Origin of the sequence: Halococcus hamelinensis 100A6 (genome assembly GCF_000336675.1) — an archaeon.
GTDB lineage: Archaea > Halobacteriota > Halobacteria > Halobacteriales > Halococcaceae > Halococcus > Halococcus hamelinensis.
The window spans coordinates 1-13,315 of record NZ_AOMB01000033.1 but is presented as its reverse complement, the minus strand read 5'-3'; the positions used below and the strand labels follow the sequence as shown (position 1 = coordinate 13,315).

Annotated in this window: 9 protein-coding genes and 1 pseudogene; 1 reads left to right on the top strand and 9 read right to left on the bottom strand. The window is 66.5% G+C overall.

All coding sequences use genetic code 11. The features are described from left to right. Window positions 1–23: 23 nt before the first annotated feature. From C447_RS11525 to C447_RS11495, 7 genes are all read right to left on the bottom strand, one after another. A complete protein-coding gene (locus C447_RS11525) occupies window positions 24–1,832 on the bottom strand; it encodes an IucA/IucC family protein (RefSeq protein ID WP_007694048.1) in 1,809 nt (602 codons plus the stop codon). A gap of 1 nt (window position 1,833) precedes the next feature. Further along, window positions 1,834–3,210: a lysine N(6)-hydroxylase/L-ornithine N(5)-oxygenase family protein gene (locus C447_RS11520; RefSeq protein ID WP_007694047.1), complete on the bottom strand. Its 1,377-nt coding sequence runs from the start codon at window positions 3,208–3,210 to the stop codon at window positions 1,834–1,836. After that, window positions 3,203–3,853 (bottom strand): GNAT family N-acetyltransferase, encoded by a 651-nt coding sequence (locus tag C447_RS11515; protein WP_007694043.1) that lies wholly within the window; start codon window positions 3,851–3,853, stop codon window positions 3,203–3,205. The genes C447_RS11520 and C447_RS11515 overlap by 8 nt, the downstream gene beginning before the upstream one ends. Beyond that, window positions 3,850–5,676 (bottom strand): IucA/IucC family protein, encoded by a 1,827-nt coding sequence (locus C447_RS11510; RefSeq protein ID WP_007694042.1) that lies wholly within the window; start codon window positions 5,674–5,676, stop codon window positions 3,850–3,852. Before C447_RS11510 ends, C447_RS11515 begins: the two co-directional genes overlap by 4 nt. Further along, complete coding sequence (locus C447_RS11505) at window positions 5,673–7,157, bottom strand: pyridoxal phosphate-dependent decarboxylase family protein (RefSeq protein WP_029602012.1); 1,485 nt, start codon at window positions 7,155–7,157, stop codon at window positions 5,673–5,675. Before C447_RS11505 ends, C447_RS11510 begins: the two co-directional genes overlap by 4 nt. Beyond that, window positions 7,154–8,518, bottom strand: a complete 1,365-nt coding sequence (locus C447_RS11500) for a diaminobutyrate--2-oxoglutarate transaminase (RefSeq protein ID WP_007694040.1) — start codon at window positions 8,516–8,518, stop codon at window positions 7,154–7,156. The genes C447_RS11505 and C447_RS11500 overlap by 4 nt, the downstream gene beginning before the upstream one ends. A 315-nt stretch (window positions 8,519–8,833) precedes the next feature. Further along, a complete protein-coding gene (locus C447_RS11495; RefSeq protein ID WP_239639171.1) occupies window positions 8,834–9,838 on the bottom strand; it encodes a hypothetical protein in 1,005 nt (334 codons plus the stop codon). 294 nt (window positions 9,839–10,132) lie between these two features. On the opposite strand from C447_RS11495, the gene C447_RS11490 reads away from it, so the two are divergent. Continuing rightward, complete coding sequence (locus tag C447_RS11490; protein WP_237713478.1) at window positions 10,133–11,485, top strand: MFS transporter; 1,353 nt, start codon at window positions 10,133–10,135, stop codon at window positions 11,483–11,485. 92 nt (window positions 11,486–11,577) lie between these two features. Here C447_RS11490 and C447_RS11485 read toward each other — a convergent pair whose 3' ends face one another. Beyond that, window positions 11,578–12,765: a low temperature requirement protein A gene (locus C447_RS11485; RefSeq protein ID WP_237713477.1), complete on the bottom strand. Its 1,188-nt coding sequence runs from the start codon at window positions 12,763–12,765 to the stop codon at window positions 11,578–11,580. A gap of 303 nt (window positions 12,766–13,068) precedes the next feature. Next, window positions 13,069–13,315: pseudogene (locus tag C447_RS11480) on the bottom strand (nucleoside-diphosphate sugar epimerase); the annotation flags it as partial.

Sequence of the window (13,315 nt, the reverse complement as noted above, 5' to 3'; positions counted from 1 at the left end):
TGACCGACCCGGTCACGGCCGACTCAGCCGGAGCGCTCGTCCGCGACCTCGTAGAGCGGGTTCGTCACCGTTCCGTGTTCGACGGCGTGCGGGCGGGCGGGGGCGTCGTCGTAACCGTAGTTGAACAGACGATTTCGGTTGAGGGTGAGCTTCGTGAACTCCGGCTGGAGCAGGTCGAACAGTTCGAAGCGTTCCTCCAGTTCCGGAAATCGCGTCTGATAGTCGAGAACGGCCGTCCGGGCGTGCCGCCAGAACCGTTCCTCGGTGTAGTTCTCGTGTTCGACGAGCACGTCCGCGACGTATCGGAGCACACAGACGAACAGTCCACAGAAGACGAACTGACAGAGCCCCTCCGGTGGTTCCTTCCTGAGCACATCGTGCATCCCGTCTGGGAGGGCCTCCAGCTCGGGGAGCGGCCGGTCGCTCACGTTCACGTCGTCGACGAAGTCCTTCACCGCGAGCCGCGTCGGCACGCCGTCCTCGACGACGAGGATGGTGTTCTGGCCGTGCGGGGAGAACACCGTTCCGTAGCGGTAGAGGAAGTGCAACAGCGGCGGCAGTACGGTGTCGAAGAACGCCTCCAGCCACTCGTCGAGCGTCAGTCCGGAGCGCTCGACGAGCCGTGAGACGTACGGGACGCCCTCGCCGTCGACGTGCATCAGCGCCGACAACGTGACCGCGCGCTCGTCACCGTCGAGGAACGTGTGGATGGACTCGCGCCACACCGCACCCAGCAGTTCGTGGTACTGATAGGGGGAGCCCTCGATGGCCGTGAAATCCGCGTGGTCGTAGTTGATACCCGCGATCTCGCCGGGGAGAACGAGTCCCTGGTCCTGGAGGAATTCATCGTTCTCGTAGATCCCCTCGATGTACTCGGTGACGGTCGGGGCGAGCTCCGTCCGTTCGCCAGGGAGCCCCCGCCAGACGAGCGTGTTGAGGATCCGCATCGGCACCTTCACGTGGTGTTTCCCGTCGTGGTCGACGTTGACGAACGTCCGGACGGACTGCTGTGGGAGGTACTCGTCGGGACCCTCGCCGAGCGGGACGATGCGGTCGTCGGCGATGTGGTCGGGAAACAGCGGGACGACGCTGTGTTCCCACTGCCAGTCGTGGACCGGCAGGAGGTAGTAGTTCTCCGGGTCGAGACCTTTCGAGGCGAGACGGTCCCGGAAGACGCCGTAGCGAGCCCCGAGTTCGCCCTGAACGAGCGAGTCGTGGTCGATGTCGTCGGTCGCGGCGAACGTCGACTCCGTCTTCCGGACGGCGACCCACGAGAGCCTCACGGGGTCTTTCATCTCCGGGGCGTACCGTCGGTAGTCGTCGTATCCCCACCCGAGTCGACCCTTGTTGTAGGTGATCCAGGGGTGGCCCTCCATCTCGCCTTCGAGCTGTGCGTAGCCGAGGTCCAGCGGGTCGAACCCCTCGCGCTCGCGCTTTCTGGCTTCGATGTGGGCGTCCGCGAGCAGCGTTCGCTTGTACTCGCGGACGAGGTTTCCCTCGGTGAGCCCGTCGAGGTCGGTGGTTTCGCCGAGGTCGCGCAGCAGGCGAAACGGGTCCTCGAACCCCGTCCACTCCCCGTCCGTTCGGCGCTCGACGGTGTCGCCGTGGACGTGGAGGCTATCCATGAGCCGCTCGGTGGCCTCGAAGCGATAGCTCGCCGGCCCGAGGTCGAACCTGAAGCCGGCACGCTCGTCGCCGTCCCGGACCTTCCGCGGCGCGAGTATCTCCTCGTAGGCGAACGCTTCGAGCATCTTCGTCAGGAGGCGGCGCTCGGTCGTCGTCCATATCTCGGGTGTCAGTGCGTCCTGTCGGGTCGTGTCGTTGGGATCCATGTCAATCGTTCCGGGTGGGTGCCGGGTCGCTCCCGTGGCGGGAAGCGCCCGACGAGCGTTCGACGAACTGTTCGACGGCGAAGTCCTGGTAGACGGTGTTCGTGTCCTCGGGGTAGGCCTCGCGACCGACGAGCCGATTGACGAACAGCGCGTTGCGGTAGGCACCGAGCCCGAGGTCCGGCACGCCGACGCCGTGAGTGTGGAGTTCCGCGTTCTGGAGGAAGACGTCGCCGGGGTGGTCGATAGCGAGACGGTGGTCCTCGGTCACCTCGAACCGGCCCCGGTCGTCCCACCCGATCGCGTTCTCGATGGGTTCGAGGAAACCCGGGGTCGGGCGTTCGTAGCCGGTCCCGAGGACCACGACCTCGCTCTCGTGGACGAACGACTCCTCGGCCTGCCACTGGTGACAGTCGAGCGCGTAGGCATCCCCCACGGCCTCGATGTCCCGTACCTCCGTCATCGCGAACAGTCCCACGTCCGGGTCCCGGTCGCCGATGGAGCGCCGATACAGCAGGTCGTAGATCGCGGCGCTCGTCCCGGGGTCGACGCCCTTGTAGAGGCGGTCCTGGTTCGGGACGAGGTCGTCCTTGACCTTTTGGGGCAGGTCGTAGACGTATTGCTCGTACTCGGGGGTGAAGTGCTGCAGCCCGAGCTTCGAGTACTCCATCGGGAAGAACCCGTCCGAGCGGGTGAGCCAGTCGAGCCGATAGCCCGCTTCGGGCTGGCGCTCCAGCAGGTCCTCGAACACCTCGGCGGCGCTCTGGCCAGATCCGACGACGGCGACCGAGTCGGCCGTCGAGACCCGCTCGCGGTTGTGGCGGTACCGGGCGGTGTGGAAGACGTCCTTCTCAGGATGTCCCTGCAGGTGCTCGGGTATCTGGGGCCGCGAGCCGATCCCCAGCGCGAGGTTCTCGCCGCGGTACTCGAAGCGCTCGCCCGTCTCCGGGTGGTGAGCGACGACGACGTAGTGCTCGTGGTCGTCGTCCCAGCCGATCTCGACCACTTCGCGACTGAACTCCAGCCCCCCGAGGGATTCGGCGACCCACCGGAGATAGTCGTTGTACTCCCGTCTGGGGATCTGGAACGTCTCGTAGAAGTAGAACTCGTAGATGCGACCCGTCTCCCGCAGGTAGTTGAGGTAGCTGTGGGGGCTCGTCGGGTCCGCGAGCGTCACGAGGTCGGCGAGGAAGGGGACTTCGAGCGTCGTCCCCTCCAGCAACATCCCCTCGTGCCAGTCGAACTCGGGTTCGCGTTCGAGGAAGACGGTCTCGACGTCCTCCTCGACGCCGTCCACCATCGCCGCGAGACCGAGGTTGAACGGACCGACCCCGATACCGACGAGGTCGTGGACTTCACCACCACTCGACCGCTCAGCCATCGGCACCACCCGTCGTTTCAGCCGCCCCGGCGGTCGCGTCGGTCGCGCCGGGCATCACCTCGCGCTCGAAGCGGTCGCGTTCACAGACCAGCAACAGCGCGTCCTTCTCGGCCTCCTCGAAGGCGAACTCCGTCTTTGGCTCGAAGCCACACTGCTCGAACACGTGGATGACGTGCTCGTTCCGGACGTCGGGTTCGGCGATCACCCGGTCGGTGTCGGCGTGGGCAAACTGCATGGCGACGACCGCCCGCAGCAGTGCGGACGCGTATCCGTGCCCCAGATACTCCTCGGGACCGATCAGCAGGTGGACGCCCTGGTCGGCGGGGTCGGCGTCGTAGTGGTTGCCGACGTCGTCCTCGGCGGCCCAGTAGCACTCCCAGTAACTCATCGGGACGTGGTCGAGACAGCCGACGTACGGCGTGAGGTGGTCGTCCGCGAGCTTCGCCTGGAGGCGATCGTGGAACGACGGTAACGGGAGGTCGAGGTCCCAGTACGGCTTCACGTGGTCGCTCCCCAGCCAGGTGTGGAGTCGGTCGAGGTCGCGTTCGATGGTCGCCCGGCGGAGCGATATCGTGCGGTCGATATCCGGGTCGTACGCCCGATACTCGTCGTCGGTCGAGTGAGTAGTGTGGGGTCCTGTCATCTGTCGAGTTCGGTGACGAGGGGGTTCGTGACGTCCGTGTAGACGGACTGGTTCTCGAGGTCGTTCTCCAGTTCGTCCAACCCCCGAAAGCGGGTCAGCAGGTTCGCCTTGCAGGGCACGGTCGGCGATTCGAGCAATGGATCGAGGAGCCCGGAGCTCGGTCGGTCGTACCGTTCGCGAGCACGTTCGAGTTCGTCCCGGAGCAGCCCCAGCAGTCGACGTTCGTCGACGAGGCCGGCGCTCCCGAAGGCGTTCACCACCCCGAGCGCGTTGTTGAGGACGACGTAGTAGCGCAGCCGTTCGTCGGCGATCCCGTCGGCACAGACGGTGCCCGCACGCTCGCCGATTCCCGGGAGGTACGCCTCGACGTCGGCGTGTTTTGACTCGGGGAGGTAGAATCCCTGGTTGTCGCGGTAGTAACACTTCACGGGGTAGCCATCGGCGTCGAGTTCGAGCACCGTGTTCTGCTGGTGCGCCTCGACGCCGACGCCCTGGACGAGATAGAGCCAGAGCACGGGCCGGACCGAGACGCGGAGATAGTCCCGGAACCAGTCGGCACTCACTGCCTCGGTCGAGCGGCCCTCCCGGTCGGCGACCGAAGCGACGAGGCGACCGAGGCGCGACCGTCCGGCGATGGCGTCCTGACAGAGCGAGACGACGGGCGTGGCGTTCGGCTCGTCGACACCCGAAAACGGGTTCGCACGCAACACCGTCTCCAGCCCCGACTCGCCGTCGCCGAGGTCGAGCGCGAGATACGCCGGGTCCCGGATCACGTCGAAGTCCGGAAACGCCGCGGCGAGTTCGTCGCCGAACGCGGTGTCGAGCAGCTCGGCGATGGCGACGCCCCGCTCCAGCTCCGGCAGCTTGTTGGTCCGGCGGGAGTTGGTTATCCGCACGTTCAGCGAGGACTTCACCATGAACGGCGACGCCGGGCTGTACAGCGTCCGGACGGACGTCGTCGGGGAGAACGCCCGACCGACCGCCCCGAGGTGTTCGAGTCCGTCGCCGAGTCGTTCCTCGACGACCGGTCGATCGAGGAGGTACTGGGCCTGCCAGGGATGCACCGGGAGGAGGACGTCGTCGCTCTCGACGTGTTCGGCGACGAACGACTCGGACACGTCGGGGTCCTCACGGAGGGCGTCCGTCACCCACCGCGTGGCGCTCCGGTCGAGCGCCGAGTCGGCCGACACCAGGGTCGGGTCCGCGCGGAAGTAGTGTAGCGGGAAGCTCCCCCGGAGCTCCGGCGCGTAGGTCGAGCGGTCCCGTGCCGCGATCCCCTGCCGGCTCTTCGGTGTCGGATGGCGGTGGTGGCCGAAGACGAGCGCCTGCTCGGCGTCGCGGAACGACAGCCGCTCGGCGTAGAGGCGCTCCTCGTCGTCGGCACGCGCCCGGACGAACGTCTCGGTGGCGCGCTTGCTCCGGAGCACCCGTTCGAGCAGTTCGTCGGGGACGGCCGTCCCCGCCTGCGTGAGCGAGAGGTCCTTGATCACCAGCGCGGCGAGCGTGGCCGAGTCGATGGGGAGCCCCCTCGGGCTTCCCATCCGGTAGCGAACGGGCGTCTCGAACAGGTGACGTTCGGTCGGGGAACGGTAGGCGAGCGGAGCCAGCAGGTCGACCCCCTGTCCGGAGAGCGTCGCACACAACAGCCCGTCCGCGCCGGGGTCGACCCCGGCGACGCGCTCGTCGACCACCTCGTAGTCGCCCGTCTCCCGGAGGTAGCAGTTGAGAAACGCGTGGACGGTAGCGTCGTCGGCGCGGGCCTCGGGGTCGAGCTCCGGTGCGCGCTCCTCGCGGCGTTCGTCCCCTCCGGTTTCGAGGCTCACACGACCGCCCCCCGTTCGGCGACGACCGACGCACCACGGTCCCGGAGGACATCGAGGGTCGCGGCCACGTCGTCGAGCGTCGCCGTCGGATCCAACAGGGTGAACTTCAGGCTGGTCACGCCGTCGACCTCGGTCCGGGCGACGACGGCCCGGCCGTCGTGGAGGAGGTCGTGCCGGATGGCGGCGTTCAACCGACTCACCGCGCGGTCGTCCATCCCGTCGTGGGGTCGATAGCGGAACACCAGCGTGTTCAACGTCGGTTCGTGCAGGCGTTCGAAGTCGTCGACGTCGTCGAGAAGTGTTGCCGCCCCGTCGGCCAGCTCGAGCGTCGACTCCACCAGCGCCGCGATCCCCTCCCGCCCGAGGCTGCGAAACGCGACGTAGGGTTTCAGCGCGTCGAACCGACGCGTCGTCCGGACCGACTTCGCGACGAGGTTCGGGATGCCGGCGTCGTCGTGGCCCGCGGGGTTGAGGTACGCGGCGTTGCGACTCATCCAGCCGAATTCGTCGCCGTCACGGAGCAAGAGCGCTCCACAGCTGATGGGTTGGAAGAACAGCTTGTGGAAGTCGACGGCGACCGAGTCCGCTCGTTCGATACCGTCGAGCAGGGCGCGGTGGTCGGTTACCGCGAGCGCGCCGCCGTAGGCCGCGTCCACGTGGAACCAGAGGTCGTGGTCCCCGGCCCGGTCGGCGAGCGCCGAGAGCGGGTCGATGCTCCCGAAGTCGGTCGTCCCCGCGGTGCCGACCAGCGCGAACGGCTCGCGGTCACGGGCGCGGAGCTCCGCGAGCGTCGCGTCGAGCGCCGTCACGTCGATCCGTCCCTCGTCGTCCGTCGCCACGGTGACGACAGCGTTCTCGCCGAGGCCGAGGTGGTGTGCGGCCTGCTTCGCGGTGAAGTGTGCGGCGTCCGAACAGAGCACTCGAAGCGAATCGGCGTTCGCCGGGAGTCCGTCCGCCTGCACGTCGTGGTCGAACCGCTGGCTGCAACATCGGTCGCGGGCGAGCAACAGCGCCTGGAAGTTCGATTCCGTGCCGCCGCCGGTGAAGACGCCGTCCCCGTCTGACGGGAGGTCGAACAGGTCACAGAGGGCGTCGACGACGCGTCCTTCGAGCACCGTCGCGGCGGGTGCCTGGTCGAACGAGTCGAGCGACTGGTTCGCCGCGGTCAACAGCGCCTCGGCGGCGAGTCCGGGGATCATCGGCGGGCACTGGAGGTGGGCCATACAGCGGCCGTTCGACGGGTCGACGGAGTGTGCGAGCACGTGCTCGCCGACCGCCTCGATAGTTTCGTCGAGGCCCACCCCCGTCTCCGGGATCACGGGGTCGTCGAACTGTTCGGCGAGGACGTCCGGCGGTTGCCCTGAATAGGGGTTCTCCCCGTCGACGACGCTTTCGAGGACGGTCTCGGTCGCCGATTCCATCGCCTCGCGGTAGGCGGCGTTGCCCGCGTCGCTCCCGAGGAACAGCTCGTCGGGCGTCACGCCGTCACCTCCCACCGCTCGGCCGCGACGGCCGCCACCGCCTCCTCGAAGATGGTGGCTATCTCGTCGACCTGTGCCCTCGTCACGATCAGGGGCGGGAGGAATCGCGCAGTGGCGTCCCCCCGCCCGCCGCGTTCGACGACGAGGCCGCGCTCGAAACACGCCGCCTGAACGGCTTCCGCGAAGTCCCCGTCCGGGGCGTGCGGTCCGGGTCCCTGCCACTCGGCCCCGTGGTCGACGAACTCGACCCCGAGCATGAGCCCGCGCCCGCGAACGTCGCCGACGGCCTCGAAGCGTTCGGCCGTCGCTTCGAACGCCTCGCGCAGTCGACGACCCACGTCCGCGGCGTGTTCCGCGAGGTCGTTTTCGACGACGTGATCGATGGTCGCCTCGCCGGCCGCCATGGCGAGCTGGTTGCCCCGGAAGGTGCCCGCGTGGGCACCCGGTTCCCAGACGTCGAGCGACTCGTCGTAGACGACGACCGCGAGCGGGAGGCCGCCACCGATGGCCTTCGAGAGCGTGACGACGTCGGGAACGATGTCGGCGTGTTCGAAGGCGTAGGTCTCGCCCGTGCGGCCGAGACCCGTCTGGATCTCGTCGAGAATCAGTGGGATGTCGTGTTCACGTGTTATGCGCCGCATCTCCCGAAGCCACTCGTCGGGGGCAGGGACCGACCCACCCTCGCCCTGGATCGGTTCGAGGATCATCCCGGCGGGGTCGGTAATTCCACTCTTCGAGTCAGCGAGGAGGTTCCGCACGTACCGGCTGGCGATACGGTGGCCCTCCTCGCCACCGACGCCGAACGGCGGACGGTAGTTGGAGGGGTACGGAAGGTGATGGACCTCGCCCGTCGAAGCGGGGAGCGTCCCCTTCACGTCGACATCGCCCATCAGGCCGAGCGCCCCGCTGGTCATGCCGTGGTAGGCACCCTGGAATCCCAGCACGCTTCGGTTCCCGGTGGCGGTTTTGACGAGTTTCAGCGCGGCTTCGACGGCGTCGGTTCCGGCGGGGCTACAGAACTGGATCTTCGCCCGGTCGGTGAACTCGTCGGGGAGGCTCTCGAACAGCGAGTCGACGAATCGCTCCTTCGTCGGCGTCGAGATATCGAGGGTGTGGATCGGTCGGTCCTCGTCGATGACCCGCTCCATCGCCTCGACGACCCGGGGATGGTTGTGTCCCAGGGCGAGCGTCCCGGCCCCCGCGAGACAGTCGTAGTACTCGTTCCCGTCCATGTCGGTGACGGTCACGCCCGTCGCCTCACGGATGGCGAAGGGCAGGTGGCGCGGGTACGTGCGCGCGTTCGATTCGCGTTCGGATTGCCGTGTGAGGACCTCGCTATTGCCCCCATCGAGGTAGCTCACAGCGGGCCCCCTCCTCGACCGACGATTTCTCCGATGCGTCCCGTTCGGTGGTTCGTCCGGTACATGCAGCTCTTTAGGCAAGCCTAAAAGCAATAAGGACTTCGGATTTTTGGCACACCTAAAACTTCCGGCCGGCGGGTTCTCGAAGTCGGGAGACGGACCCCACAGAGGACGGTTCAGGACGGTAGCTATCGGGTTTCGATGCACGAAACGATAGCCGCCCTCGCCCCGCTCCGGAAGGCGAACCCTGGTCGGTGCGAAATCCGACACGTCCCCGTTTCGATCCTCGGGAACGGGTCACGCGGAACCGCGACCTTACTTCTCCTGTCCGGGGGTGGTGAACGGGATCGTCGCAGCCGTTCGCTGGGTAACGGTCGTGATCCGAACGATGAACGACAGGAGGAGCCCCAACGGGATCAGACTGACCGTGATGAGAACGGGGACGATGGCGACGAACAGCCGGGACGTCCCCGTCACGGGGGTCGCGAAGAGAACCAGCGCACCCATCGAGGCGGCTTCGGCGGGGATCCCGCCGTAGAGGAGCAGCCGCGAGAGGAGCGACAGTTCCCGCTGGAGATAGATGCTCTTGAAGTACTGTCGGGCGATGTCGATCTCCTGGAGCCGGTCGATCAGCGTATCGAGGGCCCCGAGCGTCGCATCGGAGAGCTGTCCGTCGTACTCGTCGCGGATCTGCCGTGTACGGTTGATCTGGTTCGCGTAGTTGGTCGTCAACGTCGCCGAGAGGACGTCGAACGTCTCCATGTCCGGTTGGTCCAGATACCCGCGTATATCGTCGATGTGATCGGTGAGCTCCTCGACCAGGTCGTCGATGGCCGTCTCGCTTCGGTCGCTGTCCACGGTCGCGAGACCGCCGGCGCGTTGTGCTTCCTCCCGCGTGTTCTCGAAGAGGAGCTGCAGGAAGCCAAGCGGCTCCGCGGGAGCGATCTCGCCGGCCGCCTCCTCGACCTCCGACCGGTACTCGATGATGTTCTCCACCTGCGATTGGAGCTGACCGGGCGTCTGGATCGTCTGGGAGAGAAGCAACTGGTTGATCGACGCGACGACGGTGATGAGGGTGATGTTCCCCCCGATGAGGCTACTGAAAACGTAGAAGAGCGACTGCGTGTTCGACGTGATCCCGCCGAGGCCGTACAGGATGGCGAACGTCAACACCCCGAAGCCGACGCTCAGTCCACCGGCGATCACGTATCGGTTCCCGTCGAGGAGGACCCACTCTCGCCACTGTTCTTTCCGGGTGAGAAAATCCACGGGCGACAGATCGGCGCTGGAGACGATGCTGTATTGCTCTTCTCGGGTCACTGTACGCTCGAATCGGTCCGCTTCGCGGTTCAGTCGCTGGGCTTATAATGCAACCCCGTGGGGTTCGTTCTTCACGATGGTGAACCGTCGACCATCCATCTCACTGCTGGGTGAGTTGTTTTGCCCAAGGGGAGATATCTCAGATCACGTTAGCGGTCGGAGAGCGATGCGGGAGACCGCCCCGGAGGTCGGTCGTCGACGATACACACCACCGAATACTCGGTGTGACTCCGATGGAGGCGTTCGAGGTGGTCTGACGGTAGGGTTATGCGCTACGGACACCTGTCTGACGGCGTGAATGCGCCGACCCACGACGATGTCAGCGACCACCTGATACTGTTCGTGCTCTGGGTGGTTGTGTTCTCGTTCGCCAGTCAGGTGATGATCGTCGCGCCGATCCTGACCCGGATCGCCGAACAGCTCAGTGTGACGACCGGTCTCCTGGGAACGCTCATCACGGCCTATGCGTTCGCCGTCGGGATGTTCGCGCTCGTGGCAGGTCCGATTTCGGATCGCGTCGGTCGGCGACGTATCCTGTTGGCCGGGAGCGCCATGATGACGGTCGCGCTCGCCGCGCACGGGTTCGTCGAGAGCTTCGCGATGCTGTTCGGCGTGCGGGCGTTCGCCGGGGCGGCCGGTGGAATTCTCAACGGGGCGGCGATCGCGTACGTCGGTGATTACTTCCCCCGCGAACGCCGCGGCTGGGCGAGCGGTTGGGTCATGAGCGGTCTCGCGGCCGGTCAGATCGCCGGTATCCCCCTCGGAATCGTTCTCGCCGATGCGTTCGGTTTTCGCGCCCCGTTCGTCGCGTTCGCCGTCGTGATGGGTATCGCCTCGGTACTCGTCTGGCGGTTCGTCCCTCAACCCGAGACACAACGCGCTGAAGCGCCACTCAGTGTCCGGACCGCGATCGAAGAGTACACCGACCTGCTTCGACGCCCCGGTGTTGGGGCGGCCTCGCTCATGTTCGCGCTGGTGTTTTTGAGCTTTCCGTTGTACATTGCGTACCTTCCGCTCTGGCTCGAAACTACGCTGGGGGCCACAGGTGGCACGATCGCGCTCCTCTTTTTCGTCGGTGGGGTCGGGAACGTCCTTGCGGGGCCGGAGGCCGGACGGCTGTCCGATAGTGTCGGCCGCAAACCGGTCATCGTCGGTGCCTCGCTCGTGGTCACGCTGGTGATCCTCGTCACACCGTTCGTGGCCGCCGATCTGTGGCCGATCTACGTCGTCTTTTTCGTTGCGATGGCACTGTTCGCCTCGCGCGGGAGTTCGTTCCAAGCTCTCCTGACCGAACTCGTTCCTGGCGACCACCGTGGGTCGTTGATGAGCCTCACGGCCGCCACCGGGCAGATCGGGTTCGCCATCGGCGGGGCGCTCGCGGGTGTGGTCTTCACCGCCTTCGGACCGGGCTATTTCGCTAACGCGGCGCTCGCGGCCGCGGGCTGTCTCGTGCTGGGGGTGGTCGCGTGGCGCTATCTCCCCGATACAGCCATCGGATCCACAGCGGATACCACGAACGAACGGGGCTCGCTGGCCACCCCTTCGCGCTCGCTCACGGAGATCGCCTGTCGTCAGTCCTCTGACGCGCTGTGTGGCCCATATCAGGAGGCCGGACACATGATCACCAGTCACGACAAAGACCCGTAACCGGGAGAACGGGGCGAGGAGTTCAGCCATGCCAGTGACGGCTCACGGCCGATGTACGACATTCCTCGAGGGAGTCGCTCCTACGGGAATGGCTATCCACCGACCGAGAACTCGGCTGTCGACTCCCGTTCGCGCAGGTCGAGGATGACCTGTGTCACACAGATGACCACCAGAACTCCGGCGACCGCGAACGGCGTCAGCGGTCCACCGAGGACGGCGACGACGAGCACCGCACCTGCGCCGCCGAAGCGATGTAACGACTGGGTTCGTACGGGACGGTTAGCGCAGGCGTCGGTCGTCCGGTGGATGAGCCCGATGGCCGAGAACACGACCGCGAGCGCGCCACAGAGCAGCCAGCGGTCGGCCGCCGGTAGCCGGAGAGCTGGATCGGCGACGAGGAGATGGTCGATCCCGACGCCAACGGCGGCGAGACCGACCGCGAGCGGGAAGTGGGCGTAGAGCCAGCGCTGGTAGTCGGCGGTGCGCCCCGCTGCGACCGCCGCCCGGATGGCCGCACCATCGAGATTGTCGAAGTATATCCACCAGAGGCTGAACACCACTGCAACGCAGAACGCGCCGACGAGAAACGCGAGGAGCGAAAACGTCTGTTCGCTCGCGCCGTGAACGAGCCCGACGACCGACTCGCCGAGGACGATGATGGTAAACAACCCGAATCGTTCCGGGAGGTGTGAGGCGTGGGGTGGGAGTTCGCCGTGGAGGCTCCCCGCGGTGATGGGCGTGCCGAACGAGACCAGGAGACCGAGCGCCCACAGACCGAAGCGATAGGGGAGCGGGACGAACACCGATGCGAACCACAAGCCGGCGTCGAGACCGAAGCCGCGTGCGTATCGTATCGTGAGTGGCCGTGCCTCGGGAACGGCTCGACTGGCACCGATATACTTGATGACGAGGACGCCCCGGAGGACCGCATAGGCGAGCGCGAATCCACGGGAGGTCTCGCCGAACGCCCCGTGGACGTTGACCGCGAGTGCAACCACCGCGAAGAGTTCGACCGCGGTCATGAGTCGGTGAGCGAGGTCGTCGGTGTCGAAGCGGGTCGCATAGAACGTCGAGCCGATCCAACCCCACCACACGGGGACGAACAATGCAACGTACGCGAACACGCTCGGTGGGGAGCTACCGGCGCTGAGAAGCCCGACGAGTTCGGCGACCGTCACCACGAACACGAGGTCGTAGAACAGTTCGAGCCACGTCGCGCTCCGCTCTTCGACGTCGCCGCCCGCTCGCAAACGGGGTCGTTCTAGCCACTCACTGAACACACCCGTACTTGGGCAAGTGTTCACATAGCGCTGTCGTGACCACCGGGTGTGGTTCTGACCACGAGTTCGAGACCGGTCGCGTGGTCGCCCGGGAGAGGCGGTTTCGTCGGGTCTCTCCCAGCCCCGATCGTTCCGAGCGATACGTACGCCGGATCCCACGTGCTGTGCCGAGGACTGTCCTCGCGGGCCGAAGGAAGCGTTCGTGTGTCGCAGGGAGCAGTCTTCCGGTCGCTTTCCCGCCGAACGGGAAGACCGGTTCCGACAGGTTCGTCTCGTGAGCTTTCGCGCTGTGACGTCCGACCCTCACCCTCGGTTGACGGGGAGACGTCGTTTCCACTGGACGAGCGACCCGATCCCGGTTTCGATGTCCCGTGTCGGTTCGTAGCCGAGTTCGGCTTCGGCCTTCGAGATGTCCGCACAGCTCGCACGAACGTCGCCGGAACGCGGGCCGGTGTGGACGATCTCGATCTCGGGGTCGATGGCGTTCCGGACGTGCTCGGCGAGGGTGGCGATGCTCACCTGTTCCCCGCTACCGACGTTGAACGCCTCC

Bases quoted from the DNA above. Each gene is read 5' to 3' on its own strand.
- C447_RS11520 (WP_007694047.1), bottom strand. From the start codon at position 3,210: ATGGCTGAGCGGTCGAGTGGTGGTGAAGTCCACGACCTCGTCGGTATC.
- C447_RS11525 (WP_007694048.1), bottom strand. From the start codon at position 1,832: ATGGATCCCAACGACACGACCCGACAGGACGCACTGACACCCGAGATA.
- C447_RS11515 (WP_007694043.1), bottom strand. From the start codon at position 3,853: ATGACAGGACCCCACACTACTCACTCGACCGACGACGAGTATCGGGCG.